We start from the raw sequence: 25,293 nt of genomic DNA, 5'->3' as shown, positions 1-25,293 counted from the left end.
CTGAGCCGAGCGTCGACTAGCGGCCGGGGTTAGCGCATGTCGGTGATGGCTCCGGCCAGGCGGCGCAGGTCGCGGCGGCGCTTCTCGAAGGTCGCGCCCAGGGTGAGCAGCAGGACGCCGCCGATCGCCAGCGGCAGCCAGGACGGCACCAGCGTCCACAGTAGTGTGATCTCGTAGCCGGTCTGCACGACGAGCATGATCGTGGCGACGACGACCGGGGCCTGGAAGCGCTGTCGGGTGCCCAGCAACAGGATCGCGATGCTGGCCACGCCGAGGCCGAGGCGTCGCAGCGGTTCGTCCTCGGTGAGCAGGATCTGCGCCAGCGGCGGCAGCAACAGCAGACACAGGCCTGGGCCGTAGGCCGTCCAGCTGCTCAGCGTGGGGCGGCGGCGCAGCTCCAGCCAACCGGCGAGCAAAGTGGCCAGTGCGAAGGGGACGGTGTACACCTCGATGACCGAGACCCGGGCGTCGGCCAGCAGCAGCCAGTACGCGGCGAAGGCGGCGGTGATGGAACCGGCGGTGTACCAACGTTTCGAGGTCAGCAGTCGGTCGGCGTCGTCGTCGGGGGCGGCTCGGACGGCGAGCAGGCCCAGCAGGGCGCCGTAGATGACCAGCACGATCGCCGGGGTGGAGATGGTGGTGGCGACCGTCTTGACCGAAACCGCTGTGGCGGTGGCGACCGCGGCGAGGGCGACCAGGTGGCCGCTGGCCTCGGCGGCCCAGGTCGCCGGGCCGGTCAGCGGGGTGCGGGCCGAGGCCAGCGCCAGGAACAGCGCGGCGACGGCGACGATGCCGTACGGCAGTCGCCCGGTCGGCAGGTCGGCGGCGAAGGCGGTGGCGGTGACCAGGCCGGTGACGGTCGCCGAGGACAGCAGCCAGCCGGTGGCGCGCCGCGCCGTCGAGGCACCGAGCAGGCCGCCGGTCAGGGTCCCGATACTCAGGACGGTCAGCGCCGCGAGGGTGGCGCCGCGCGAGGCCAGTGAGCCGGTGAGGCCGGTGCCGCAACAGATCACCGCGACGATGGTGAGTATGGACAGTTGCGACGCGGGCAGCTTCACATGGGTCGACAGGACGTAGGCGGCAACGGCGATCGCCAGAGCCGCGAACGGCAGGCTCGGCCACGGCAGGTCGAACACGACCGGCACCGTCGGCAGCGCGATCGCCAGCGCGACGAAGGTCGCGCCGATGCCCCAGCCGCGTCCGGTCAGCCCGAGGATCGCCAGCGCCACGGTCGTGACCCCGACGGCGAGGATCGCCAGGTCCCAGCCGGTGGCGTCGACGAGGAACCGCGGCACCGAGCCGCTGGGGACCAGTCCGTCCATGGTGGTCAGCGGGGTCTCGGTCCACACCGAGCCCAGCCAGCGGTACGGCAGCGTCATCGTCGCGATCGACAGCGGCAGGACCTTGAACATCGTGGACAGGATCGCGATGCCCGACAGGCCGGTGCGGATCATCGCGGCGCGGCGGTTGGGGAGCATGAGCATTGCCGCCCCGACACCGACCAGCCCGGCCACGGCGATGTACATGCCCGACTGGTGGCTGGGCACCCCGGCGCGGGCGCAGGCCACGGCGACCGGCGGCACCACCAGCGTCGCCCAGCCGAGGTAGCCGACCGCGCCGAACCGCAGCCCGGCGGCGACGAGCAGGCCGAAGCACGCGGCGGCCATGGCGCCCAACTGGATCGGCTCGGTCCGGGCGTGCATCGCCAGCCCGGCCATGACCACGGTTCCGGGCAGGAGTATCAGTCCGGACGCGACGGCGAGCCCGCCGACCACGCGCTGGCGTCGGTACGCCAGCACCGCGATGACGATGCAGGCCGACACGAGCGCGGCGGCCAGCGTGGCGGTGAGGGAGTAGCGGGCGGTGGGGCTGGGAGCGTTGGCGTGCAGGGCGGCGGCGGCCAGGCCGTAGGCGGCGAACGCGAACGCGGCCAGGCCGCGGGCCCAGACGGTGGCCACGGGCGGGAAGGACCAGGTTTCGCCGGTGCCGGCGGCGCGGTCGCGCGGCTCAGCCGAGGGTTCGGCGGCGGTGGCGTGCGGGCCGGGCGGCTCGGCTTCGGTGCGGGAGCTCGCGGACGCGGCGAAGGCTAGCGAGCCTGTCGATTCGGCGTCGGCTCGGTTCGTGGACTGCTGGGGCGGCTTGGGTTTGGGACTGAACACGGCCCACAGTCCATAGGCGACAGCGAGGACGGTGAACAGCGTCGGGCCCGACCACCACGGGACGGTCCAGGCGACCGGCGCGGACAGCAGGCCGAGGGTGGCCGCCGTCGTGGCGGTCGCGGTCCGCCAGGCGGACGGGAGCAGCAGCAGGCTGGCCACCGCCACCACGCCGAGCAGCGCGGGGGTGCGCCAGTCGAGCCACGGCAGCGTCGGAGTCAGGCCGAACAGGGCCGGGATCGTGGACAGTGCCGCCGCGGCGGCGAAGCCGCAGGCGATACCGGCGACCGTCCAGGAACCCACGTCGGGGCCGTCGCCGTAGCGGCGGGGCAGGACGCGGGTGACCATCGCGGCCACCAGGGCCAGGATGACGTAGCCGGGGAGCGTGTCGGCGGGGGCCCACATGCTGACGTAGGCGCCGAGGGTGGCCAGCAGCGCGATGGTGGCCAGGCCGGTGCACAGTCGACGGACCCGGCGAAGGTTCGGCTCGGCCTCGGTGTCGTCCGGCGGGCCATGGAAGTCCACTGTGTTTTCGAGGCGGACGGCGATGGCGAGAAGGATCGGCAGCGCCGCGAAGGCGGCTATGGCGACGAAGAGCGGGACGGGACGGGAACCGGCGATGATCGCCGCCGTGAGGGCCGTGGTGGCGATGCCGCCGAGCAGGCCGAACAGGGTCCAGGACACGAACAGCCGGAAGTACGCGTTCGCGCGGTGGGTCAACAGCAGGCTGCCCAGCAGCGCGGCGGTGGCGGCGAGGATCCCGGACAGCGCGGCGACGTGGGACGGGGCGAGGCCGAGCAGGTGACAGGCGACGGGCAGCGCGGCCATGAGCGTCCACAACGCGGTACCGGCGAGCGCGCCGCCGGGCGCCAGCTGGCCGCGCAGGCACGCCAGCGGGGCCAGGATCGCCAGGCAGCCGCAGGCGGCCAGCAGCACCGTCAACGTGGTGGCGTCACCACCGAGCGACAGCACGATCGCGTTGAGCCCCACGGGAATGGCGCTGATCAACAATGCCCGCGACAGCCGCCGCTGCTTGACGGCCAGAGCCCCGGCGACGATGGCGATGGCGGCCGCGGTGAGCAGCAGCGCGCTGGCCCGCCACGACCAGCCGAGGGCCGGTGCCACGGTCAGCAGCGCGAGCACCCCGCCCGCGAGCGTCGCTGCGGGCCGGGCGGTGGTGGACGGGTCCGGGGACGTGGTGGCCGCGGCGGCCGATGTCGGCTGGCCGGTTCCGGTCGGCGCCGAGGCGTGGTCGGCCGTGGCCGAGTGCGGCACGTCGGCTCGCGACGTCGCTGTCGCTGTCGCGCCGTTAGCGTCGACTGTCGCCGAGTGCGGCGCGTTGGCCTGCGCCGACGCTGTCGTGCCGTCAACGTCGGTTGTGCTCGTGGCCGACGCTGTGGCTGGTCGGCCGGGTTCGGGTAGGTCTTCGGGTGCCCCGTTGGCCGACATCGCGGCGGCCCAGCGGTCGTAGGGGAGCAGCGCCGCCACGACCACCGTCAGGATCACGACGGTGGCGGTCAGCCGCCAGCCAAACGGGAACCGGGGATCCAGCGGCCAATCGGGAACGTCCAGGGTGGCGCTCCAGGCCGGGAGCGGGAGCAGCAGCCAGCGGCCCGCGACGATCAGGGCCAGCGCGACCGCCACGAACGCCGAGGCCGCGACGGTGATGCGAACCGTCCACAGCGGTCCGGGGCGCCAGGTGGACGGCAGCCGTTGGGTGACGGCCAGCAGCACCGCCGCCAGCGCCGTGACCGCCAGCAGCGTGTAGCCGGGCTTGGTGCTGCCGACGCTGTAGAGGGCCGCCGCCAGCAGTGTCATCGCCGCCAGGGCGCCGCAGGTCTGCACCAGTACCCGTCCCGCGGTTCGGCCCCGGCGGGCGGGGTGGCGGCCGAACAGGGTGGCCGCGAACGCCTGGATGGCCGCCGATCCCAGCAGCAGCCCGGTTCCCAGGGCCACACTGGACTGTAGGGCGGCCACGGCCAGCGTGAACACTCCCAGCACCGCGACGGCGTAGCCGGGAACGATCATGCGGGTCAGCATCCGGTAGGCCACCGCGATGCCGGTGATGACGAGCAGGCCGGCCCCGATGCCGGGCGTGTGGATGCCGGAGGTCAGCGCGGTGGTGATGGTGCCGCCGAAGTCGTGGGTGGCGGGTTCCTCCATCACCGGTTCGGTGGTCGAGGTGGGGAACAGCCGCAACAGGTACAGGGCCATCGCGTCGCAGGGCACCATGAGAATCGCCAGGCCGGACACCGTCTCGGCCGTCGCGGTGAGTCCACGACGGACTATCCACAGCGGCAGGATCATCAGCCCGATCGTGATGACGGTGAGGATCCCGGCGCGGCCGGGCGCGCCGAAGGTCGCCCAGGCCACCGCCGTGAACACGATGATGGCGGCGGCCGACAGCACCCCGCCCAGCGACAGCAGCACGTTCTGCACCGAGCGGGTGCTGGCCTCGGGGGTCCGGGTCTGGGCCACCGGGGCGGGCTGCGGCTCGGCGGGCGCGACCGGGATCGGCTGCGGCAGTGGCGGAGTCGGGTCGGGGTCAACGGCCGCCCGCTTGGCGGTCGACTCGCGCAGCATCCGGTTCAGCTCGGACGTGACGGCCCTGCGCCGCTTGCGCAGCGCCTGGATCTTGTCGGTCACCGCGTTGAGCTGTTCGCGCAGCTGGTTGGCCTCGAAGCGCCGTACGTCGACCTCGTCGTCGATCTGGGCCAGGGCCCGCAGCAACGGCGACGGCCCACGGCCGCAGTGCGGACAGTGGTCCACCCCGGCCGATGCGCCGCATTGTGGACATATGTAGGTTCGCTGGTTCGGGGATGCCGTTACCATCGGGGTCCTTAACTGTCGACATTGCGCGACGGCGTAAAGCCCTCAAGTTTAGGCAGTGAAGGTTGTAAACATTTCGAAATTTGGATACGAAGTATTGACGTTTTTGGCCAAGAATCGATAACGCGGATTCCAGGTAGTCGACAATCCCGTCCGCGATCCCCTCGGCGATGTCCCCGTGAAAGTCCTTGTCCGACAACAGTTTCGCATCCTTGGAATTGCGCATGTTGCCGCACTCCACCATCACGACCGGCACCGTGGACAGATTGAGCCCGCCCATGTCGTCGCGCGGGTTGATGCCCTCATCGCCAATGTAGTCCGAAGGCGGAATACCGGTGCTGTCCGCATAGGTCTTCGCGATCCGCTTCGCCAGCCTCTGCGAGGGCTTGACGATCTCGTCGGTGTGCCCCTTGATGAGCACCGGCTCCATGATGTGGAACCCCCGGCCGTCGTCCGGACCACCGTCGGCGTGGATCGACACCGACACGTCCGCGTGCGCCTTGTTGCCGACCTCGGCCCGCTCGTCGATGCACGGCCCCACCCCGTCATCGTCGTCGCGGGTCGTCACCACCTTCGCCCCGGCCGACTCCAGCCGCTCGACCAATTGCGCGGCCACCGAGAAGTTGAACTCGTGCTCGGTGTAGCCGTCGTCGGTCTGGGTGCCCACGGTGTTGCACGGCTTCTTGCCGGTCAGCACGTCGACCTTCTCGTTGATGACCTCCGGATGGTCGGCGTTGCCGCCGTTGTGTCCGGCGTCCACGGCGATGGTCCGCCCCGACAGCGGCCCCGCCTTCGCCGACTCCGACGGCGACTCCGAGGCCGAGGCCGAGTCGGACGACCGCCCGTCGAGACGGCTGCACGCGGCCAGCGCCAGCACGACCAGCAGCAGGGCGGCGATGCGCTTACCTGGTGTCACGAATCCCGTACCTCGTGTCCGAAAGGGTCTGACCGGTGGGTATCGCGACCGTATCTCATCGATGCCTTTGGATTCTTTTATGGCCGAGTTGTGAGGTCAGGCGAGGACCATGAGGGTCCGACGTGTCGCGGCGCCAGCCGCCGCGAGACCGCGAAGGAGCCCTCACATGACCCGATTCCCCTTCCCCTCCCGGCTACGGCTGGCGGTGATCGCGCTGGCCGGCTGCATACGTGGTATGGTTCATGTGTTCGTATTGTGGCTGCTAAGTCACTACATGGACCTACCGCAGGGTATGCGGGACGTTAAGCCTGTGGAGCCGCATATAAGACCACACGTGATGTGGCAGGTGGCGATGAAGCAGGAACCCACCGAGGCGTCTTTAGCGATGTGGCCGCAAGGTTGTACGGGAGGCGCAGTAGGAATCGCTCCATTGCGGGGCGAGGATGCCAAGGCAAGGTCGTGTTCCTCGAACACTCAAATGGTGCCCCGTCGATCGACTGGCGGGGTTACCAAACAGCTTCCTCACTACGAGCAGCGCACCGGCGGTCACCTCGGCACCGTCGAGGAGATTTACCTCAACAACGAGAAGATCTACTACTACGGCGACAAGAGCTACACCAGCCTCAACGGCTGCGACGGCTCCAGCCCGTACACGCCGCAGCAGGTCTGCGGTTCCGGCTACAACGAGCTGGAATCGCGAGAACTGAAAGAAGGCGACACATCGCTGGGCAAGGTGCACCTCATGGCCGACGCCAGCGGCTCGAAGTGCGTCGCGACCCTGAAGTACGTCTCCGTCGGACAGGCTTCGGCGGTGTCGGCCTACGTCGAACCCGAAGGCGGCACCCGCACCAGCGACGCCGGTGACTTCAAGTACTACGCCGGACCGGCGACCCAGCCAGCGGCGGGCAAGTGCGTCCGCTGGGGCGGTTCAGTCGGCGGCGTCGGCTTCGACGCCGAACCTGGGCACTGCGACTGAACCCGAAGCCGCCGGAGGACGCGCTGCGTCGTCCGGCGGCTTTTTCCGTGTTCGAAGACCCACCGCCGGTTTCATTACCGACGAGTATTCTCGGCGGGGACCGGCATGAAAGCCGGGCCACGGTTATTCGCCAAACGTTGGAAAAGGTGACCCCCTCATGGCCGCTAACCCGCAGTTCGACGCCTACCGCCTGCCCGAGGAGCACGAAGCCATCCGTGCCGCGACCCGGGAGGTCTGCGATGCCGAAGTCGCGCCGCGGGCGGCCGAGGCCGACGCCAACGCCGAGTTCCCGCAGAAGTCCTACGACGCGCTGCGCTCCGCCGACCTGCACGCCCCGCACATCCCCGAGGAGTACGGCGGCGCGGGCATCGACGCCCTGGGCACCGCGATCGTCATCGAGGAGGTCGCCCGCGCCTGCGCCTCGTCCTCGCTGATCCCCGCCGTCAACAAGCTCGGCACCATGCCGCTGCTGTTGGCCGCCTCCGACGAACTGAAGCGGAAGTTCCTGCCGCCGGTCGCCTCCGGCGAGGCGATGTTCTCGTACTGTCTGTCCGAGCCGGAGGCCGGTTCCGACGTCGCGGGCATGAAGACCAAGGCCGAGAAGGACGGCGACGCTTTCGTCCTCAACGGCGCCAAGCGCTGGATCACCAACGCCGGAGTCTCCCGCTACTACACCGTCTTCGCCGTCACCGACCCCGGCAAGGGCGCCCACGGCATCAGCGCCTTCGTCGTGGACTCCGAGGATGAGGGCGTCAGCTTCGGCGCCCCCGAGCACAAGCTCGGCATCAAGGGCTCGCCCACCCGCGAGGTGTACTTCGACAACGTCCGCGTCGGTGCCGACCGGCTCGTCGGCGCCGAGAACGAGGGCTTCAAGATCGCGATGCGCACCCTCGACCACACCCGCGTCACCATCGCCGCCCAGGCGGTCGGCATCGGCCAGGGCGCGCTGGACTACGCCGCCGGTTACGTCAAGGAGCGGCAGCAGTTCGGCCGCGCGGTCGCCGACTTCCAGGGCGTCCAGTTCATGGTCGCCGACGCGGCCATGAAACTGTCGGCCGCCCGACAGTTGACCTACACCGCCGCGGCGAAGTCGGAGCGTGAGGACGACGACCTCACCTTCTACGGCGCCTCGGCCAAGTGCTTCGCCTCCGACGTGGCCATGGAGGTCACCACCGACGCGGTACAGCTGCTCGGCGGCTACGGCTACACCAGTGACTACCCGGTGGAGCGCATGATGCGCGACGCCAAGATCACCCAGATCTACGAGGGCACCAACCAGGTGCAGCGGGTCGTCATGGCCAAGCAGTTCCTCAAGGGACTGGTCAAGCTCTAGGCGCCGGGGTCGGTGCGGCGGGCAGTCGCACCGACACGTGGAGCCCGCCCTCGGGGCGCGGCGCGAGCGTGAGGGTGCCGTCGTGTGCCTCGGCGATGCTCTTGACGATCGCCAGACCCAGGCCGACGCCCGCGTGGTCGGTGCGGATGCGCTGGCTGCCGCGCTGGAACGGTTCAGCCAGTGTGGACACCAGCTGCGGGGTGAGATCCCGGCCGGTGTTGTCGACGGTGAGCTCCACGAACTCGGGGCCGCGTCGGGTGGTGACCCACACGGTGCCGTCGGCGGGCAGATTGTGGACGATCGCGTTGTGCACGAGGTTCGTGGTCAGCTGCAACAACAACGCGTGTGACCCGACGGCCGGGGTCGCCTCGCCGGAGGTCTCGATGGCCAGGCCGCGTTTCTCCGCGAGCGGCAGCAGCGTCTCGGTGGCCTCCTCCGCGACGAGCGACAGGTCGACCGGCTCGCGGTTGAACGACCGCCGGTCGGCGCGGCTGAGCAGCAGCAGTGCCTCGGTCAGGTCGATGGCCCGCGAGTTGACGGCGTGGAGCCGGTCGACGAGTTCGTCGTTGTCGCCGTCGCGGTCGTTGCGGGCCACGTCGAGGATCGTCTGCGTGACCGCCAACGGCGTGCGCAGTTCGTGGGAGACGTTGGCGGCGAACCGCTGCTGTTCGGCGACATGGGCTTCCAGCCTGGCCAGCATGGTGTCGAAGGCGTCGGCCAGTTCCCGGAACTCGTCCTTGCGGCCCTCCATCTCGATGCGGTGCGACAGTGACCCGGTCCCGGCCAGCCGGGTGGCGCGGGTGATGCGCGTCAGCGGCGCCAGCATCCGTCCGGCGAGGATCCACCCGCCCACGAGCCCGAACACCATCAGGAACGCGAAGCCTTGGGCCGCCCGGGGAGCGAAGGCCTCCCACAGTTCCAGCCGGGAGGGGCCGGGCTGGATCCACTCATCGGGCCCGATCATGCGGTCGGGCACGTAACGCAGCAGGAACACCCACACCAGGACCAGCAGGAAGATGCCCGCGAGCATGAGCAGCCCGGCGTAGCTGAGCGTGAGTTTGAGGCGGACGCTCAATCCGAGACGTCTACGCACGGGAATCGGACTCCGATCCGGTGTCGATGCGATATCCCACTCCGGGGACGGTGGCGATCAGCCAGGGTTCGCCGAGCCGTTTGCGCAGCGCCGACACCGTGATGCGCACGGCGTTGGTGAAGGGGTCGGCGTTCTCGTCCCAGGCCCGTTCCAGCAGCTCCTCGGCGCTGATGACCCCACCCTCGGCGGCGACCAGGACCTCCAGGACGGCGAACTGTTTGCGGGTCAGCGCGATATAGCGGCCGTCGCGGAACACCTCCCGCCGGAACGGGTCCAGCCGCAGCCCCGCGATCTCCCGCACCGGCGGCCGGGAGCGGGCCCGGCGGCGGTCCAGCGCCCGCAGCCGCAGCACCAGCTCGCGCAGCGCGAACGGTTTGGTGAGGTAGTCGTCGGCGCCGAGCTCGAAACCGGTGGCCTTGTCGTCGATGCGGTCGGCCGCGGTGAGCATGAGGATCGGGATGCCGCTGCCGGAGTCGACGATCCAGCGCGCGACCTCGTCGCCGGAGGGGCCGGGGATGTCGCGGTCGAGCACCGCGAGGTCGTATGAGTTGACGCTCAACAGTTCCAGCGCGGTGTCACCGTCCCCCGCGATGTCGGCGGCGATGGCCTCCAGCCGCAGACCGTCGCGCACCGCTTCGGCCAGGTAGGGCTCGTCCTCGACGATCAGCACTCGCATGCCCTTGATGCTAGGAGATCGTCCATATCGTCGGCATATCAAAAATCGCATACGGCCTGGCAACACCCTGTTGTCTTGACTGTCGGACATGACTCACACCGGCACAGCCCGACGAACGTTCGGCGGGATCGCGTGGACCGTGATCGTCCTCGCCGTGATCGTCGCGACGCTCGTCAACCAGCCCGGCTCGTCCTCGGCCAGCGGCACGGCGACCGAGGACGACGGCGCCGTCCCCGACGGGGTGACGGTCTTCGACACCGAGTACCCGGCCGTGGCCAATCTCGACGCCGACCTGCTCGACGCGCTGCGTCGCGCCGCAATCGACGCCGCCGAGGACGGGGTCACCGTCACCGTCAACAGCGGCTGGCGCTCGCCCGACTACCAGGAACAACTGCTCCAGGAGGCGACCTCGACCTACGGTTCGGCGGCCGAGGCCGCCCGGTGGGTGGCCACTCCCGACACATCCCCGCATGTCTCGGGTCACGCGGTCGACGTCGGCCCCGCCGAGGCGGCGGACTGGCTGTCGCGGCACGGCGCGAACTACGGGCTGTGCCAGATCTACGACAACGAGCCCTGGCACTACGAGCTGCGTCCCGAGGCCGCCGCCGACGGCTGCCCGACGATGTACCCCGACCCCACCCACGACCCGAGGATGCGGAACTGAGCTACCGCCGCGTGAAGGCTCGCGATCGCGGCAGCGCCAGCAACACGATGGTCACAGCCGAGCCGAGCGTGACCAGGACGAACTTCGCCCAGGTCTCGACCGGATACCAGGCCGGGAACGCCGAACGGGCGGCCTCGACCAGCGCGGGCACGTCGACGTCGGCCAGTGCCGGGTTGCCGGACCCGGCGAAGGCCGCTTCGATGCCCCGCACCAGGAAGACCTGTCCACTGACCAGGACGGCTCCGGCAACCAGCAGCAGCGGTTGCAGGACCCAGGTGAGGACGCGGCCCGATCGCTTGCCGCGCAGGTTGCCGACGGCCAGCCCGACGAGGATGAGCACGATCACCGTCGCGGGAACGGTTCCGGCCCAGCCCTCGTCGAAGCGCAGCGACTCGCCGGACAGCGCGTCCTTGGGCAGTCCCTGGCGTTCCATTTCGGACTCGGCGGCTTTCTGGGCGGCGGGGCCGTACAGCAGGGCGGTGACGACCGAGACCGTGAAGGTGGCGGCGAGCAGCAGTTGCAGTACGGCGGCGATCGTGACGGTGGCGGGGCGTCTCATGACGCCCTCGGGGTGGCGCGCATGCCGATCCAGACGTACTCGGTGTCGTTGTGGGTGGCGAAGATGACGGCCAGGTCCTCGTCGCTGCCCTCGGCGCCGAAGCGGACCGAGAAGACGTTGTCGCCCTCGCCCGCGACGGCCTTCAGCTCGCCCTCCAGGGGCGGGGACACGTGCGCGGCGGTGCCGGTGAACTCGTAGCGGAATCGCGGCACGCCATCCTGCTCGCCGACGGTGATGGTGACGCCCTCGCGCTCGTAGGTGCCGTAGAACCGGGTCGCGTCGGCGGCGATCGGCGGATCGGCCGGGCCGAAGGGCGCGGGCATCGTGATGCCGAGCGACGCCAGCAGCTCCGGGAACAGGTCGGCGTACAGACTGCGTCCGGCGCCGCTGTTGGTCATCAGCGCGAGCGCGACGCCCTGTTCGGGGTAGATGCGCAGCATCGCGTGCTGCGACACGGCCGAACCGTCGTGGCCGAAGCCGTGGTAGTTGGGGTGGTCGTACAGGCTCCAGCCCAGTCCCCAGGCGTCGGCGCTGACGCTCCAGCGGTCGACCGGGACCGACTGCGGTTCCCGCATGGCCGCGACCGACTCGGCCGACATGATCCGGGTGCCGTCGGCGGTCACGCCCCCGTCCAGGTGCAGCTTGGCGAACCGGGCCATGTCCCCGGCAGACATCAGGATGTGCGCGGCGGGGCTGGCGGCGCGCGGGTGGACGGTCCACATTTCGGCGGGCTCGGGTTCGGCACCGGGTGCGCCCAGGTGTCCCATCGCGACGTTGTACCGCACCGCGTCCTCGGTGAGGGTGAAGGATCGTTTGAGGCCCAAGGGTTCGAACAGCAGCTGCTTGAGCGCGTCGTCCCAGACCTCGCCGGTGATCACCTCGACGATGCGGGCCAGCGTGATGATGCCGATGTTGCTGTAGGAGGCGGCGACGCCGGGTGGCAGGTCCATCGGGACCTCGCGGGCGTCGCGCACGAACAGTTCGATGCAGTCGTCGCCCCGGTTGGGGTTGCCGTGGAACTCGCTGCCGGTTCCCGACAGGTGGCAGAACAGGTGCCGGACGGTGATTCGCGCGGTGGCCTCGGCGTCGGGGGTGCCGAACTCGGGCAGCACGTCGACGACCTTCGCGTCCAGGTCGAGCCGGCCCTGGTCGACCAGGCGCATGGCGGCGGTGGCGGTGTAGACCTTGGCGACCGAGCCGGACTGGAACACCGAGTCGGTCGTGACGGCGACGCCGGTGTTCTTGTTCAGGATGCCGCTGGCCAGTTCGTGGATCTCGCCGTCGACCAGGATCGCCAGCTGGGCACCGGGGATGCGGTGCTTGGCGCGCAGGGTGTCCAGCCGTTGTCGGGTGGTGGTGATGACGTCGTTCGTCGACATGTTCTCAGTTCCTCTTTCGTTGGGCCCCGGGGGATCGGGGCGACTTGAACTAAGTACAAGTTATCCATCGCTTGAACAAAGTGCAAGTGTTTGCTGCACTAAGTTCAAGTGACCTGGGACACTACGGCGATTTCCCGTGCCCTGGCTGTTCGGACGATGCTCGACCCCCGCGCCGAGACCACGATGTGAGGTGCAGCTGCTCCCCAGTCAGCTCCCACAGAAAGGACATCGCGCCATGCGATTCCGCTCTCCCCGCCTGCCCGGCGGCCGCTGGACCGTCCGCAGTCTCGCCGTCGGCGCGGCGCTGCTCGCCGCCGGTGCCGCCGCGCTGGTCGTGCCCACCACCGCCGGAGCCGAGGACGTCGAAGCCCAGGCGATCTCGCACCGGGTCCCGTTCCCCTGTGGCCAGACGTGGCAGGGCCAGACCCGCACCAACCACAGCCCGCTGCGCGCCATCGACTTCAACCGCGACGGCGACTTCGGCGACCGGGTCACCGCCAGCGCCGCCGGAACCGTCGTGCACCGCGGCAAGATGGACGGCACCTCCTACGGACGGCTCGTCGTCGTGCGGCACAGCAACGGCACCGCCACCTACTACGCCCACCTCAGCGAATACCGGGTCCAGCACGGCGAACAGGTCAGCAAGGGCGAGACCCTCGGCCTGGTCGGCGGTTCCGGCTTCCCCAACACCCCCGGCGGCTTCGGCTCGCACCTGCACTACGAGCAGCGCACCTCCTACGGCGGCTCGTCGGTGCCGATCAAGTTCAACGTCCGCGACGTGTACTACTACGGCACCCGCAGCTACACCTCGCGCTGCTGATCACGGCCGGTGGGGGAGGGTGCGCTCTTCCCCACCGCGGTCGGGCCGCGAGGCGACCACCGAACCGTCGCCCTGCCGCCCGCGAACCCGCTTGCGGGGTTTGGTGCGGATCCGTCCGGTCAACTCCTGGTAGAGCAGACTCAGCTTGTCGCGCAACACATGCCACCGGCGACGCGCGATTCGCCTCGGGCTGACCCGGTCGGCCAGCCGGTTGACGTCGTGGGTCAGCTCGGCCCGGGTCGACTCGATGTCGCTTCTGATCCGGTCGGGTGTCTCAACCATTGCGCGTCCTCCTTGAGCGTGTCGACGGTCTGCCTCGGAACCGGCGACATCGTGCGAAGTTGCTTGCGGCCGTTCAGGAAGGCCAGCAGTCCGATCAGCGCCCACACGCCGGTCATGATCAGCACCGCCCAGATCGCGGCCATCAGGTACGACAGACCGACGACGGCCGCGGCCGTCAACAGGACCGCCACCATGTAACCGGCGAAACCGGCGGCCCCGAACATCTTGGCGGCCTTGCCGGCTTTGCCCGCCTCCTGGCGCAGCTCGGCCTTGGCCAGTTCCACCTCCTGGCGCATCAGCCGCGACATGTCCTGGCTGATGTCGCGCACCAGGCTGCCGATCGAAGGCTGTTTGCCGTCGGGTTCGGCGTGCGGCCGGGTGTCGGCGGTGGTGTCTATGCGATAGCTGGACATCTTGGCTCCTTTCCCGCCCCTCGTGATCGTGTTACCCGGAAACGTCGGTGGCCATTCATGGACGTGAGCAGGTCAAGCGTCGGTTAACCTGGGTCGGGCCCACCCCAGCCCGAGGAACCCCGATGCCCCTACGCGTACTACCCCCTGCCGGTGCCCCGCGCACCCTGGCGCTCGCCCAGCTGGCCAACGCCATCGGCGACGGCGTCTTCATCGTCACCTCCGCCCTGTACTTCTCCCGGATCGTCGGCCTGCCCGCCGGACAGATCGGCCTGGGCCTGACCGTGGGTTGGGGCCTGGGCGCGCTGGCCGGGGTGCCGTTGGGGCACCTGGCCGACCGCCGGGGCCCGCGCGGTGTCGCCGCCGCCCTGGCCGTGGCCACCGCCGCCTCGGTGGCGGGCCTGCTGCTGGTGCGGGACTTCGTGCCGTTCCTGGTGGTGGTGTGCTTCTACACCTGTAGCCAGTGCGGGCTGTTGGCGGCGCGGCAGGCGCTGTTGGCCGGACTGGTGGACGCCACCGAACGCACCAAGGTGCGCGCGTATCTCCAGTCGACGGTGAACGCGGGACTGGCGATCGGGGCCGGTTTCGGCGGCCTGGCGCTGTACTTCGACACCGAGGCGGCCTACCTGACCGTGCTGGGTCTGGACGCCGCCGGTTTCGCGGTGTCGGCGCTGGTGCTGTCGCGGTTGCCGAAGCTGCCACCGGCACCGCCGCGCGCCTCGGGGGAGCCGATGCTCGCCGTCCTGCGCGACCGTCCCTACGCGGTGCTGACCTTCCTCAACGGCGTCCTGCTGCTGTACATGCCGCTGCTGAGCCTCGTCGTCCCACTGTGGATCGTGGCGCACACCGCCGCGCCCCGCTGGCTGGTCGCGGCCACACTGGTGCTCAACACCGCCTCGGTGATGCTGTTCCAGGTGCGGGTGGCCCGTGGTGTCACCGGCCCCGACAGCGCCAGCCGCTACGTGCGGCTGGCGGGCCTCATCATGGCGGCGTCCTGCGCCGCCTTCGCGTTGTCCACACTGGGCAAATCACCGTGGCTGGCCGCGCTGGTGCTGCTGGTGGCGGCCGGATTGCAGGTGTGGGGCGAGATGACGCAGGCCTCGGGCATGTGGGAGATCAGCTTCGCGCTGGCGCCGTCCGACAAACACGGCCAGTACCAGGGTTTCTTCGGCTCCAGCACCACGATGGCCCGGATGCTGGGCCCGGTGGCGCTGACGATGCTGATCGTGGACTGGGGCTGGCCCGGCTGGCTGGTCCTGGGCGGAGTGTTCGTCGCCGCCGGGGTCGCGGTCGGCCCGGTGACGCGGTGGGCGCAACGCACCCGTCCGGCGGCCGAACCCGAGCGGGCACTTGGCTGAGCGTTGTGGAGCCGCCGCCACCGAGGTGGTGGCAGGGAGAGAGCGGTGGCGGCGGCGTTCCAGCGTGAGAATCAAGTACAGGGGTTGGGACGCTTCACCGGCGCGAGCTGTCCGTTGATGGCGCCGCCTGCCTCGGTGGCCCGGAAGAACAGCCGCTGGGTGGCGTCCTCGTCGGTGTCCCAGGTCCAGAACAGCCAGCCGTCCAGGCCGCGACCGCAGCTCTTGATCTGCAGGTCCTTCATGCCGTAGGCGGCCTTGGTGATGTCGTTGCCGAACACGTCGCGTTTGGCGCCGTACTCACCGACGACCGACGGCTTCTTGACCTTCGACCACTCGCTGGAGTCCAGTGCCTTGTCCACGGTGTAGCCACCGCCGCGCGGATACAGATGTATGTCGATGAAGGACAGTTTGGAGAAGATCGACAGACTCGCCGCCCGGGCGGGATAGCGGTAGTCGACGCCCGACTGGCACGTGCGGTCCGGGGGCGCGTCGGCGGCGTGCGAACAGCTGACGCTGAAACCGTCCTGCTTCTTCCCGACCGCGAGATACGTGAACATGCCAGTGGTGACGAGCACGTCGGGGTCGGTCTTCTTCGCGGCGGCGGTGACGGTGTTGGCGTAGACCACCATGGACGCGTCGGCGGCCTGCTGCCGGTCCTTGGCCACGGCCATGTCGTACTCGAGCCCGTCGGGGCCGGTGATCTTGCCCGAGGTCAACGCGAACGGTTCCCGGTCGCCCTCGTAGGTGGCCTCGTTGTCGGTGGCAACCCCCAACAGCGCGGAGGTCGCGTCGGGCCCGGCGTGCTCGCGCAGCTGGCTCAGGAAGTTCTGGACGTACGCGGCCTTCGCCTTGATGAAGCCCTTGTGCATGTAGAAGGCGTTGCGACCGACGATGCCCTTCGGCGCCGGAACACTGTCGATGATCTTCCGGTAGTGGGCGTTGAACGGCACCAGGTCCAAAGCCGGGAGTACGTAGACCTTGTGCGCGGCGGCCTTGGTGACGAAGTCGGCGACGTTGGCGTAGTAGTCGGTCTGGCCGATGCTGTCGTCCTCGTCGCCGTGGCCCAGCCCGTGCGGCCGTCCGGCCTTGTTGGCGGACGGGTCGCCGGGATCGATGAACACCCGCACCACGTTGTAGCCGTCGCGGCTCATGGCCGCCAGCGCGGTCTCAGCGCGAGCCGGATCGTATTTCCCGGGTTCGAAGTTCGAGTGGTACTTCTTCGCGGTGCCGCTGCCGTCGTCGGCGAGCCGGACGTAGTTGTTGCCGCGCGGCTGGAACTTGGAGCCCTCGACGGCGAAGCCGTCGGCGGTGGTGGTGACGCGTGGCAGTCTCTCGGCCGTGTCGGTGTTCTGGGCCTCGGCGTACGTGACCAGGCCCGCCGCCACGACCCCGGCGGCTGCCAGGGCCACGGCGACGCGCAGCTTGGTACGGGGCATCAAGATTCCTTTCCGGGCGATCGCGACCCGGTAAGTGGAGCCGGGTCCGCGGCCCAGATTCCGTCACGAACCTTGCGAGAATCTTGAATCCGCACCTCAGAGGGGAGATGCCACCGGGCTCAGCGGTACTGCTGCTCGTTGCCGTAGCCGTACTGAGACTGCTGTTGCTGCTGGTATCCGCCGGACTGCCGCTGGTCGTAGCCGTTGTCGCCGTAAGGCTGCCCGCCGTAGGCGTCGTCGGCGTACGGGGAGCGCTGCTCGGGCACGGCGGGCTGCCGGGAGCCGGAGCCGCCGAAGGGGTCGGTGGGACGTTCGTCGAAGCCGGTGCCGACGCTGGGGAAGTTGGTGGTGCCGCCGCCTCCGGTCGAGGCCCGCTCCGAGTCGGTGAACGCGGGGGCGAACGGGTCGACGGCGTCGGTGTTGCGGTTGGTGTCGGTGCGGGGCTTGGACGACAGTTCCGAGGTGTCGACGACCCGGTCGGCGTCGGTGTCGGGTCCGCGCCAGCGCGAGGGCATCAGGATCGCCACCGCCAACAGCGCCGCGACCGCCAGAACCACCCCGGACTCGCCCGCCGCCGTCGCCGACTCCGTCGGCACCTTCACGCCCTCCAACAGGTCCGGAAGCGTGAAGTCCTTGGCCACGAACCGGAAGAACGCGAACAAGCCGCCGAAGATAACCGCCGCCGTGACCGGACCGGCCGGTGACAACCGGGTGACCGCCAGTACCCCCAGGGCGATCCCGGCCAACGCGAACATGGCCATGGCGACGACATTGTTGGGTTTTCCGACGGCTTCCTTGTACAGTCCGTGCGGATCGAGACCGATGGTGGCGGCGCCGATGAGTATCCACGCCAGCGGCGCGATGACGAGGCCGAGTAGCAGGCTGGCGATGTGACGCATGGGGGTCTCCTATGAGCAGGGGCGGTTCGCCATGAGGGCCATCCTTGCGCATTACGCTAGCGGCGATTGAGGCAGGATGGGGTCGCCGTCACATCTGAGCGAAAGTGAAGGATTCATGACTGTCGAAAAGCTGTGGAGTCCGTCCCCGGATGCCCTGACTTCTACCCGGATGGGCGAATTCATGTCCTGGCTTGGAGATCAGGGCCGTGGGAACTTCACCGACTATGCCGGTCTGTGGCAGTGGTCTGTGGACGAACCCGGAAGATTTTGGGCTGACATATGGCAGTTTTTCGATGTTGGTGAGGTTGCCGAGCCGCACGAGGCCCTCGCCGACGCCGCGATGCCCGGCGCCAGCTGGTTTCCCGACCGCACCCTCAACTACGCCCGCCAGGTGCTGCGCGCCCCCGGCCGCGCCGACGACGACGTCATCGTCATCGGACGGTCGGACTCCCGCGACGAACTGACGCTGACCGTCGCGCGGCTGCGCGAGCGGGTCGCGGCCGCCGCGACCGGACTGGACCGGCTGGGCATCGGCCGGGGTGACCGGGTCGCGGCCTACCTGCCCAACATCCCCGAGGCGGTCATCCTGTTGCTGGCCTGCGCCAGCCGGGGCGCGGTCTTCTCCAGCTGCGCGCCCGAGTTCGGCGTCCGCAGCGTCGCCGACCGCTGGAAGCAGATCGCCCCGAAGCTGCTGGTCGCCGTGGACGGCTACCAGTACGGGAACAAGCACATCGACCGTCGCGACGAGGTCGCCGCGCTGCGCACCGAACTGGACAGTCTCGACAACGTCGTGTCGCTGTCGTACACCGGCAACGACATCCCCGACGCGCTGTCCTGGTCGGAACTGCTGTCGCAGCCGGGCGAGCTGACCTTCACCGACGTGCCCTTCGACCATCCGCTGTACATCCTCTACTCCTCGGGCACCACCGGCCTGCCCAAACCGATCGTGCACGGCCACGGCGGCATCACCCTCGAACACCTCAAGATGCTGGCCCTGCACCACGACCTGGGCCCCGGCGACCGGTTCTACTGGTTCTGCACCACCGGCTGGATGATGTGGAACTACCTGGTCTCGGCCCCGGCGGTGGGCGCCGCGATGGTCCTGTACGACGGCAACCCCACCCACCCCGACTTCTCAGCACAGTGGAAGCTTGCCGCCGAGACCGGCATCACCAACTTCGGCACCTCGGCGCCGTTCCTGTTGGCCTGCCGCAAGAACGGGATCGTGCCGCGCGAGGTGGCCGACCTGTCGCGGCTGCGCGGCGTCGGCTCCACCGGCTCGCCGCTGCCGCCCGAGGGCTTCGCCTACGTCTACGAGGCGATCGCCCCCGACGCGATGCTGACCTCGCTGTCCGGCGGCACCGACGTGTGCACCGGCTTCGTCGGCGGTGCACCGCTCGTACCCGTCTACAAGGGAGAGATCGCCTGCCGCTGTCTCGGCTCCCGGGTCGAGGCCTTCGGTCCCGACGGCAAACCGGTGCTGGGCGAGACCGGCGAGCTGGTCATCACCGCGCCGATGCCGTCCATGCCGGTCGGGTTCTGGGGCGACGAGGACGGCTCCCGCTACCGCGAGGCCTATTTCGACACCTACCCGGGCGTGTGGCGCCACGGCGACTGGATCACCATCACCGACCGCGGCACCTGCGTCATCACCGGACGCAGCGACGCCACCCTCAAACGCGGCGGCGTCCGGCTGGGAACCAGCGAGTTCTACTCGGTCGTGGAGGCCCTCGACGAAGTCAACGACTCGCTGGTGGTGCATTTGGAGGACGACGAGGGCGGGCCGGGCCGGCTGCTGCTGTTCGTCGTCACCGCCGGGGGCCGCGAGGTCGACGACGAGCTGCGCAGGACCATCGCGCGGGAACTGCGCGGCAGCCTGTCGCCGCGACACGTCCCCGACGAGCTGTACGCCGTCCCGGCCGTGCCGCGCACCCTGTCGGGCAAGAAGCTGGAAATTCCGGTCAAACGGATACTGACCGGTACCCCAATAGCCGAAGCCGCCGCGACCGGGGCACTGGCGAACCCGGAATCCCTGGAGGCTTTTCTCGCGTATTCGTGCCAGGTTGAAAATCACGACTAGGTGACCTTGCGGGTGACAGGTACCGTCAAAGGTCGCCAAGGAGGGGAACCGGTCAGCGAATAACGGCGTCCAAGCCCGGAAGAACCTCCGTGATCCCTTGAAAGGTCTTGTCGTGAGCTACCCCCCTGGAAACCCGGGCGGTTTTCCGCAACCGGGAGTACCCGATCCGAATCAGCCGGGCTATGCCCAGCAGCAGCCGCAGTTCGGACAGCAACCCCAGTACGGACAGCAGCCGCCCGTCGATCCGTCGGGTTACCCGCAGCAGCCGATGGGGGCAGCGCAACCGCCCGCGGCCGGTGGGGGTTACCCGCCGCCGCCCGGTGACATCAACCTGGGCGTGTCCGGCTTCGGCATCGAACCGCCGAAGAAGAGCCGCAAGGGCCTCGTGATCGGCATCAGCGCCGCGGTCGTGCTCGCGCTCGGCGGCGGTGGCGCCTGGGCCGCGGCCTCGTTCTTCGGCACCGACGGCACCGACACCGAGACCAAGCTTCCCGCCTCCACGGCGGCGTTCGCGTCCTTCAACCTGGACGTCAGCAAGAGCCAGCAGCTGGAGCTGCTGGACCTGATCGAGAAGTTCCCCGAGTCCGACGTCAAGAGCGACGACCCGGAGAAGGCCGTCGCCGAGTTCATGAAGATGCTCGAGGACGACGACGAGGACTTCGCCAAGGGCAAGTTCTCCGAGTGGGTCGGCCTGAGCACCTCGATCGCGCTGTGGGAGCACGACGGCAAGCCCTACGCGCTGGCCACCGTCGCCAGCACCGACGACGGCAAGGCCAAGGAGGGCCTGACCGCGCTGCAGAAGGACAGCGGCGGCGAGGCCGACATGGGCTTCGAGGTCAAGGACGGCACCGCCACCATGGCCTTCGGCGAGGACAAGTCGCAGGCCGCGGCCAAGGCGGCGGTCAAGGAGGCCGAGAAGGACCCGCTGTCGGAGTCCGACAAGTTCGCCGACGCCGCCGAGTTCCTCGGCGAGGGCCAGGTCGTGACCGCCTGGGCCGACCTGGAGCAGGCGTACAAGCTCGGCAAGGAGTCCGTGCCGCAGAGCGAGTACGGCGGCGACCCGTTCAGCATGATGGGCGACTTCGAGAAGAACATGAAGGGCCAGATCGCCGTAGGCGCCAAGGCCGACGACTTCGGCATCGAGATCGTCTCGTCGACCTTCGGCGCCAAGGACGTCACCGAGGGCAAGGAAGGCCTGATGGACAAGCTGTCCAAGTCTCCCGACGCCGACATCGCCGGTGCCTTCGCGCTGCCGGACGACTTCTCCGAGAGCCTCGGCGCCGCCGCGGGCGGTCTGCTCACCGGCGGACTGACCGGCGCTCCCGGCCAGGACCCGAACGGCGAGACGCAGGCGATCTTCGACGCGCTGTCCGGCGCCACCGGAACCTTCGGCATGACCGGTCTCACCGGCGCTCCGCAGGGCCAGGCGGTCATCGAGACCACCTCCGCCGACAAGGCCAACACCCTCAAGGGTCTGGCCGACTCCACCGGCGGCGAGATCGAGGCGACCGTCGAGGGCAACACCGTCACCGGAAAGTCGTCGGGCTACTCGCCCTCGGGCAAGCTCAGCGGCCACAAGTACTACTCCGACGCGGTCGGCGGCGCTCCCGAAGCCATCAACTACGCGATGTTCATGGACGTCACCAAGATGATGGACGAGCAGGACAAGAAGGAGATGGGCGCGCTCAAGGCCGTCGGCGTCGCCTTCGGCAGCAAGGGCGGTGAGTCGGTCGGCAACGTCCGGCTGATCATCGAGTAAGCCCACCAAGGACAACCCCATTGGACGAACCCCTCCGGGCCGGTGACACGGATCGTGTCACCGGCCCGGTCGTTTGTGACCCGCGTTGAGTAAGCACACCCCCACCAGGGGTACCGGACAATGGGTCCGTGAAGATCGCTGGGAGCTGGGCGTACGCTCGGCGGTGGGAATTATCACAAGACTCAAGGAGTCCATCAACAGTGTCCGGAGTAAAGGTGCTCGTGGATGCCACGAGTGTTCCCGCTGATCGTGGCGGAGTCGGCCGGTACGTGGACGGCCTGCTGTCCGCCCTCGCGCACGTCGGCGACGAGATCGACCTGTCCGTGGTGTGCCAGCGCACCGATGCCGAACGGTATCTGGGCCTGGTCCCCGAGGCCGAGGTCATCGCCGCTCCCTCGGCGGTGACGCATCGCCCGGCGCGGCTGGCCTGGGAACAGACCGGCCTGCCAATGCTGGCGCAGCAGCTGGGCGTCGAAGTGCTGCACTCCCCGTTCTACACCTGCCCGCTGCGGGCCGGGTGCCCGGTGACCGTCACCGTCCACGACGCGACGTTCTTCACCGAACGGGACCACTACGACAAGGCCCGGGGCACCTTCTTCCGCTCCGCCATCAAGACCTCGCTGCGGCGGGCCAGCCGGGTCGTGGTGCCCAGCAAGGCCACCCGGGACGAGCTGGTGCGGCTACTGGACGTCGACGAGTCCCATGTGGACGTCGCGTACCACGGTGTCGACCCCGAGGCCTTCCACATTCCCGCCCCGGCCGAGAAGGCCCGGGTCGCGGCGCGGCTCGGCCTGGCCGAGACCCCCTACGTGGCGTTCCTCGGCGTCATGGAACCCCGCAAGAACGTGCCGAACCTGGTGCGCGGCTGGGTTTCGGCGGTGCGCCGGATGCCCGCGCCGCCCGCGTTGGTGCTGGCCGGCGGCTCCGGACACGACGACGCCATCGACGACGCGGTCGCCGAGGTGCCGGTGCACCTGAAGGTCGTGCGCCCGGGTTACCTGCGGTTCGCCGACCTGCCGGGCTTCCTCGGCGGCGCGCTGGTGGCCGCCTACCCGTCCTACGGCGAGGGTTTCGGACTGCCGATCCTGGAGGCGATGGCCTGCGGGGCGCCGGTGCTGACCACGCCGCGGCTGTCGCTGCCGGAGGTCGGCGGGGACGCCGTCGCCTACACCGGCGAGGAGCCCGACGCGATCGCCTCGGACCTGGCCAAGCTGCTCGGGGATGAGCAGCAGCGCTCGAAGTTGTCGATCCTGGGCGTGGAACGTGCACGCGACTTCACCTGGCAGCGCAGTGCCTCGGCTCACCTGGCGACCTGGCGCAAGGCAGCGGGTAAGTCCGTCTAGAGGCCCCGGCAATGGCGTCTGTCCTGCTGCGACGCCCCCTGACACGGCGCCTGGCTGCGTTGTCGCCGGATCCCAAGTACACCCGGTACGAGGGACCGGCTCCGCCTTGCCAGGCTTGGTCAGGAGCCGTCTCGCGACGGACGAGCCATTACCGGCCCCTCTCACTCCCGTTACTTTCGCTGGGCATACTGTGCCGCATGTTGCACTCGGTGATTCCCGCCGGAGGCAGTGGCACGAGGTTGTGGCCACTGTCGCGAGCGGACAACCCCAAGTTCCTGCATCCGCTGACCGGCAGTGACCTCACCCTGATCCAATCCACAGTGGCCCGGTTGGCGCCGCTGTCGGACGCCGCGCACCGCTACGTGGTCACCGGGACCGCGCACGCGGCGGCGGTGGCCCGGCAGCTGCCGGAGCTGCCCGAGTCCAATATCCTCGTCGAACCGTCCCCACGGGACTCCGCGGCCGCGATCGCGCTGGCCGCGGCCGTGATCGCCGAGCGCGATCCGAACGCGCTCATGGGTTCCTTCGCCGCCGATCACCTGATCGCCGACGCGGCCGGTTTCGCCAAGACCGTCGAGGCCGCCATGGAGATGGCCGCCGACGGGCTGCTGATGACCATCGGCATCACGCCGACCGGTCCGGACACCAGTTACGGCTACCTGCGCCGTGGCGAGGCGCTGGGCGCCGGGAACCTGCTGCAGGAGTTCAAGGAGAAGCCCGACCACGTCGCGGCCGTCGAGTACGTCTCCTCGGGCGACTACCTGTGGAACGCCTCGATGTTCGTGTGGCGGGTGGACGTGTTCCTGGCCGAGCTCAACCGGCAGCGTCCGCACCTGCACGACACCGTGCGGGAACTGGCCGGCGCCTGGGACAGCCCGCGGCGCGAGGAGCTGTTCGGCAAGTTGTGGCCGGAACTGGAGAAGATCTCGGTCGACTATGCCGTCATGGAGGGGGCCGCCGCGGCGGGCAAGGTCGGCGTCGTGCCCGGCGACTTCGGCTGGAACGACGTCGGCGACTTCGACACCCTGGGCGCGATCCTGCCGCCGCACGACGACTCCGGCAACGTCGTCATCTCCACCGGCGCCGAGGGAGTGGACGTGCTGACGCTGGACGCGCGCCGTAACGTCCTGGTCCCCGGATCGGGGCGACTGGTGGCCACCGTCGGCACCGACGATCTGATCATCGTGGACACCCCGGACGCGCTGCTGGTGTGCCCGCGCGACCGGGCACAGGACGTCAAGAAACTCGTGGATGAACTCAAGAACCGGGGGGACACCGGCCTAGTCTGAGGCCATGACCTCAAGCGTGGACCTGTCGCCGCGGTTCCGGGTCCGGGCCGCGGCGGTGCTGCTGCTCGTGACGGCGGTGTTCATCGCGGTGGCGTGGTCGCAGCTGTTCTTCGGCGCGGGCAACGACCCGCGCGACACGATCGGTTCCCGGGCGGCGGGTTTCGGCTTCACCGACCACGCCCACGACACGCTGTACTCGGCGATCCCGCTGGCGCTGCCGCTCGTGGCGGCGCTGTCGACGACGCACGGGGGAGTGCGGCTGGTCGCGGTGGTCGAGTACGGCGTCCTCATCGTCACCGGCGCGCTCATCACCGGCGCCGCCTTCGTGTTCGGCCTCGATGTCGCCGAGCAGCAGCGGGCCGGTTTCGACACCGTCTTCGTCGACACCCGCTCGGCGGTGGAGGCGTTGCTGCTGGATCTGGGCCTGCTCACGCTCGTCGTGGTGGCCATGCTGGGGTGCCTGCGCGCCTGGCTACGCGGGCGGGCCGCCTGAAGCGTCCGGTGTCTCATGCACTACTGTGCGTCATGGATCGGTGTCCGCACGCGTTGACTTTCTTCGGGAAATTTGTGCCCAATATCAGAAAAACCACCACAAATCCTAAATGACACGCGTGTAATTTCACTGACAGTGGGGGCAATGCGCCGGTGGGATGCTGGCGCGTCATCAAGGAGGCGGACGTACATGGACGGCCGAGACTTTCTGGCCGATCTTCTGGGAAACGTCCCCGAGTGGCAGGAGCGGGCCCTGTGCGCGCAGACTGACCCGGAGGCGTTCTTCCCCGAAAAAGGGGGTTCCACAAGGGAGGCAAAGAAGATCTGTACCCGCTGCGAGGTCAAGGCCGAGTGCCTGGAGTTCGCACTGGCGCACGACGAGCGGTTCGGCATCTGGGGTGGACTGTCGGAACGCGAACGACGCAAAGCCAAGCGGGAGGCCCGCGAAGCGTCCCGGCTGGCCGCCGAGTCCCGGCAGCCGGTCGTCATACCGTTGCCGCTGCGTCCGGTGTCGCACACCGAGACCGTGGACGCCGTGGCGGTC

At 69.4% G+C, this 25,293-nt stretch carries 20 protein-coding genes and 1 pseudogene; 11 read left to right on the top strand and 10 right to left on the bottom strand.

From position 1 onward, the window contains the following. Positions 1-29 precede the first annotated feature (29 nt). Together SNAS_RS37880 and SNAS_RS34575 are read right to left on the bottom strand one after the other, a co-directional pair. Entirely contained in the window at positions 30-1,322 is a 1,293-nt protein-coding gene (locus SNAS_RS37880) for an SCO7613 C-terminal domain-containing membrane protein (RefSeq protein WP_425281058.1), read from the bottom strand. A 3,379-nt stretch (positions 1,323-4,701) separates the two neighbouring features. Further along, positions 4,702-5,901, bottom strand: coding sequence for an N-acetylmuramoyl-L-alanine amidase (locus SNAS_RS34575; protein WP_083787268.1), 1,200 nt, complete (start codon positions 5,899-5,901; stop codon positions 4,702-4,704). A 481-nt stretch (positions 5,902-6,382) separates the two neighbouring features. Here SNAS_RS34575 and SNAS_RS29830 point away from each other — a divergent pair, with 481 nt between their 5' ends. After that, positions 6,383-6,877, top strand: coding sequence for a hypothetical protein (locus SNAS_RS29830; RefSeq protein WP_144300687.1), 495 nt, complete (start codon positions 6,383-6,385; stop codon positions 6,875-6,877). A 157-nt stretch (positions 6,878-7,034) separates the two neighbouring features. Then, a complete protein-coding gene (locus tag SNAS_RS29825) occupies positions 7,035-8,210 on the top strand; it encodes an acyl-CoA dehydrogenase family protein (RefSeq protein ID WP_013021226.1) in 1,176 nt (391 codons plus the stop codon). Here SNAS_RS29825 and SNAS_RS29820 read toward each other — a convergent pair. Together SNAS_RS29820 and SNAS_RS29815 are read right to left on the bottom strand one after the other, a co-directional pair. After that, positions 8,200-9,303, bottom strand: coding sequence for a sensor histidine kinase (locus SNAS_RS29820; protein WP_013021225.1), 1,104 nt, complete (start codon positions 9,301-9,303; stop codon positions 8,200-8,202). The two genes, SNAS_RS29825 and SNAS_RS29820, sit on opposite strands and share 11 nt — an antisense overlap. Continuing rightward, complete coding sequence (locus SNAS_RS29815) at positions 9,296-9,979, bottom strand: response regulator transcription factor (RefSeq protein ID WP_013021224.1); 684 nt, start codon at positions 9,977-9,979, stop codon at positions 9,296-9,298. The genes SNAS_RS29820 and SNAS_RS29815 overlap by 8 nt, the downstream gene beginning before the upstream one ends. A gap of 88 nt (positions 9,980-10,067) precedes the next feature. Between SNAS_RS29815 and SNAS_RS29810 the strand changes: the two genes are divergently transcribed. Beyond that, positions 10,068-10,643: a M15 family metallopeptidase gene (locus SNAS_RS29810; protein WP_013021223.1), complete on the top strand. Its 576-nt coding sequence runs from the start codon at positions 10,068-10,070 to the stop codon at positions 10,641-10,643. A gap of 1 nt (position 10,644) precedes the next feature. Here SNAS_RS29810 and SNAS_RS29805 read toward each other — a convergent pair whose 3' ends face one another. Beyond that, on the bottom strand, positions 10,645-11,202 hold the full coding sequence (locus SNAS_RS29805) for a hypothetical protein (protein ID WP_013021222.1): 558 nt from the start codon (positions 11,200-11,202) through the stop codon (positions 10,645-10,647). Then, positions 11,199-12,581: a serine hydrolase domain-containing protein gene (locus SNAS_RS29800; protein ID WP_013021221.1), complete on the bottom strand. Its 1,383-nt coding sequence runs from the start codon at positions 12,579-12,581 to the stop codon at positions 11,199-11,201. Before SNAS_RS29800 ends, SNAS_RS29805 begins: the two co-directional genes overlap by 4 nt. A 235-nt stretch (positions 12,582-12,816) precedes the next feature. Here SNAS_RS29800 and SNAS_RS29795 point away from each other — a divergent pair, with 235 nt between their 5' ends. Then, positions 12,817-13,401, top strand: coding sequence for a M23 family metallopeptidase (locus tag SNAS_RS29795; RefSeq protein WP_013021220.1), 585 nt, complete (start codon positions 12,817-12,819; stop codon positions 13,399-13,401). On the opposite strand, the gene SNAS_RS29790 is transcribed toward SNAS_RS29795, so the two are convergent. Further along, positions 13,402-13,683, bottom strand: a complete 282-nt coding sequence (locus SNAS_RS29790) for a DUF3618 domain-containing protein (RefSeq protein ID WP_013021219.1) — start codon at positions 13,681-13,683, stop codon at positions 13,402-13,404. Next, entirely contained in the window at positions 13,626-14,096 is a 471-nt protein-coding gene (locus SNAS_RS29785; RefSeq protein ID WP_013021218.1) for a phage holin family protein, read from the bottom strand. The genes SNAS_RS29790 and SNAS_RS29785 overlap by 58 nt, the downstream gene beginning before the upstream one ends. 122 nt (positions 14,097-14,218) lie before the next feature. Between SNAS_RS29785 and SNAS_RS29780 the strand changes: the two genes are divergently transcribed. Next, positions 14,219-15,451, top strand: a complete 1,233-nt coding sequence (locus tag SNAS_RS29780; RefSeq protein WP_013021217.1) for an MFS transporter — start codon at positions 14,219-14,221, stop codon at positions 15,449-15,451. 71 nt (positions 15,452-15,522) lie between these two features. On the opposite strand, the gene SNAS_RS29775 is transcribed toward SNAS_RS29780, so the two are convergent. Then, the gene (locus SNAS_RS29775; protein WP_013021216.1) at positions 15,523-16,887 is read right to left on the bottom strand and encodes a hypothetical protein; all 1,365 of its coding nucleotides are present in this window, start codon (positions 16,885-16,887) and stop codon (positions 15,523-15,525) included. A 119-nt stretch (positions 16,888-17,006) separates the two neighbouring features. Next, on the bottom strand, positions 17,007-17,786 hold the full coding sequence (locus SNAS_RS29770) for a hypothetical protein (protein WP_013021215.1): 780 nt from the start codon (positions 17,784-17,786) through the stop codon (positions 17,007-17,009). A 76-nt stretch (positions 17,787-17,862) separates the two neighbouring features. Between SNAS_RS29770 and SNAS_RS29765 the strand changes: the two genes are divergently transcribed. The 6 genes and pseudogenes from SNAS_RS29765 to SNAS_RS34570 all read left to right on the top strand — a co-directional run. Further along, entirely contained in the window at positions 17,863-19,866 is a 2,004-nt protein-coding gene (locus tag SNAS_RS29765) for an acetoacetate--CoA ligase (RefSeq protein WP_013021214.1), read from the top strand. A 112-nt stretch (positions 19,867-19,978) separates the two neighbouring features. Then, complete coding sequence (locus SNAS_RS29760; protein ID WP_144300686.1) at positions 19,979-21,625, top strand: hypothetical protein; 1,647 nt, start codon at positions 19,979-19,981, stop codon at positions 21,623-21,625. 215 nt (positions 21,626-21,840) lie between these two features. Then, on the top strand, positions 21,841-22,968 hold the full coding sequence (locus tag SNAS_RS29755; RefSeq protein ID WP_041625258.1) for a glycosyltransferase family 4 protein: 1,128 nt from the start codon (positions 21,841-21,843) through the stop codon (positions 22,966-22,968). A 197-nt stretch (positions 22,969-23,165) separates the two neighbouring features. Beyond that, positions 23,166-24,257, top strand: coding sequence for a mannose-1-phosphate guanylyltransferase (locus SNAS_RS29750; RefSeq protein ID WP_041625257.1), 1,092 nt, complete (start codon positions 23,166-23,168; stop codon positions 24,255-24,257). Positions 24,258-24,261: 4 nt separating this feature from the next. After that, the gene (locus SNAS_RS29745) at positions 24,262-24,750 is read left to right on the top strand and encodes a hypothetical protein (RefSeq protein WP_013021210.1); all 489 of its coding nucleotides are present in this window, start codon (positions 24,262-24,264) and stop codon (positions 24,748-24,750) included. A gap of 189 nt (positions 24,751-24,939) precedes the next feature. Then, positions 24,940-25,185 (top strand): annotated as a pseudogene (locus tag SNAS_RS34570) (WhiB family transcriptional regulator); the annotation flags it as partial. Positions 25,186-25,293: the final 108 nt, after the last annotated feature.

Source organism: Stackebrandtia nassauensis DSM 44728 (assembly GCF_000024545.1).
Lineage (GTDB): Bacteria > Actinomycetota > Actinomycetes > Mycobacteriales > Micromonosporaceae > Stackebrandtia > Stackebrandtia nassauensis.
Note: the sequence above shows the minus strand (reverse complement) of the source record. Positions and strands in the feature narration are given on the sequence as shown.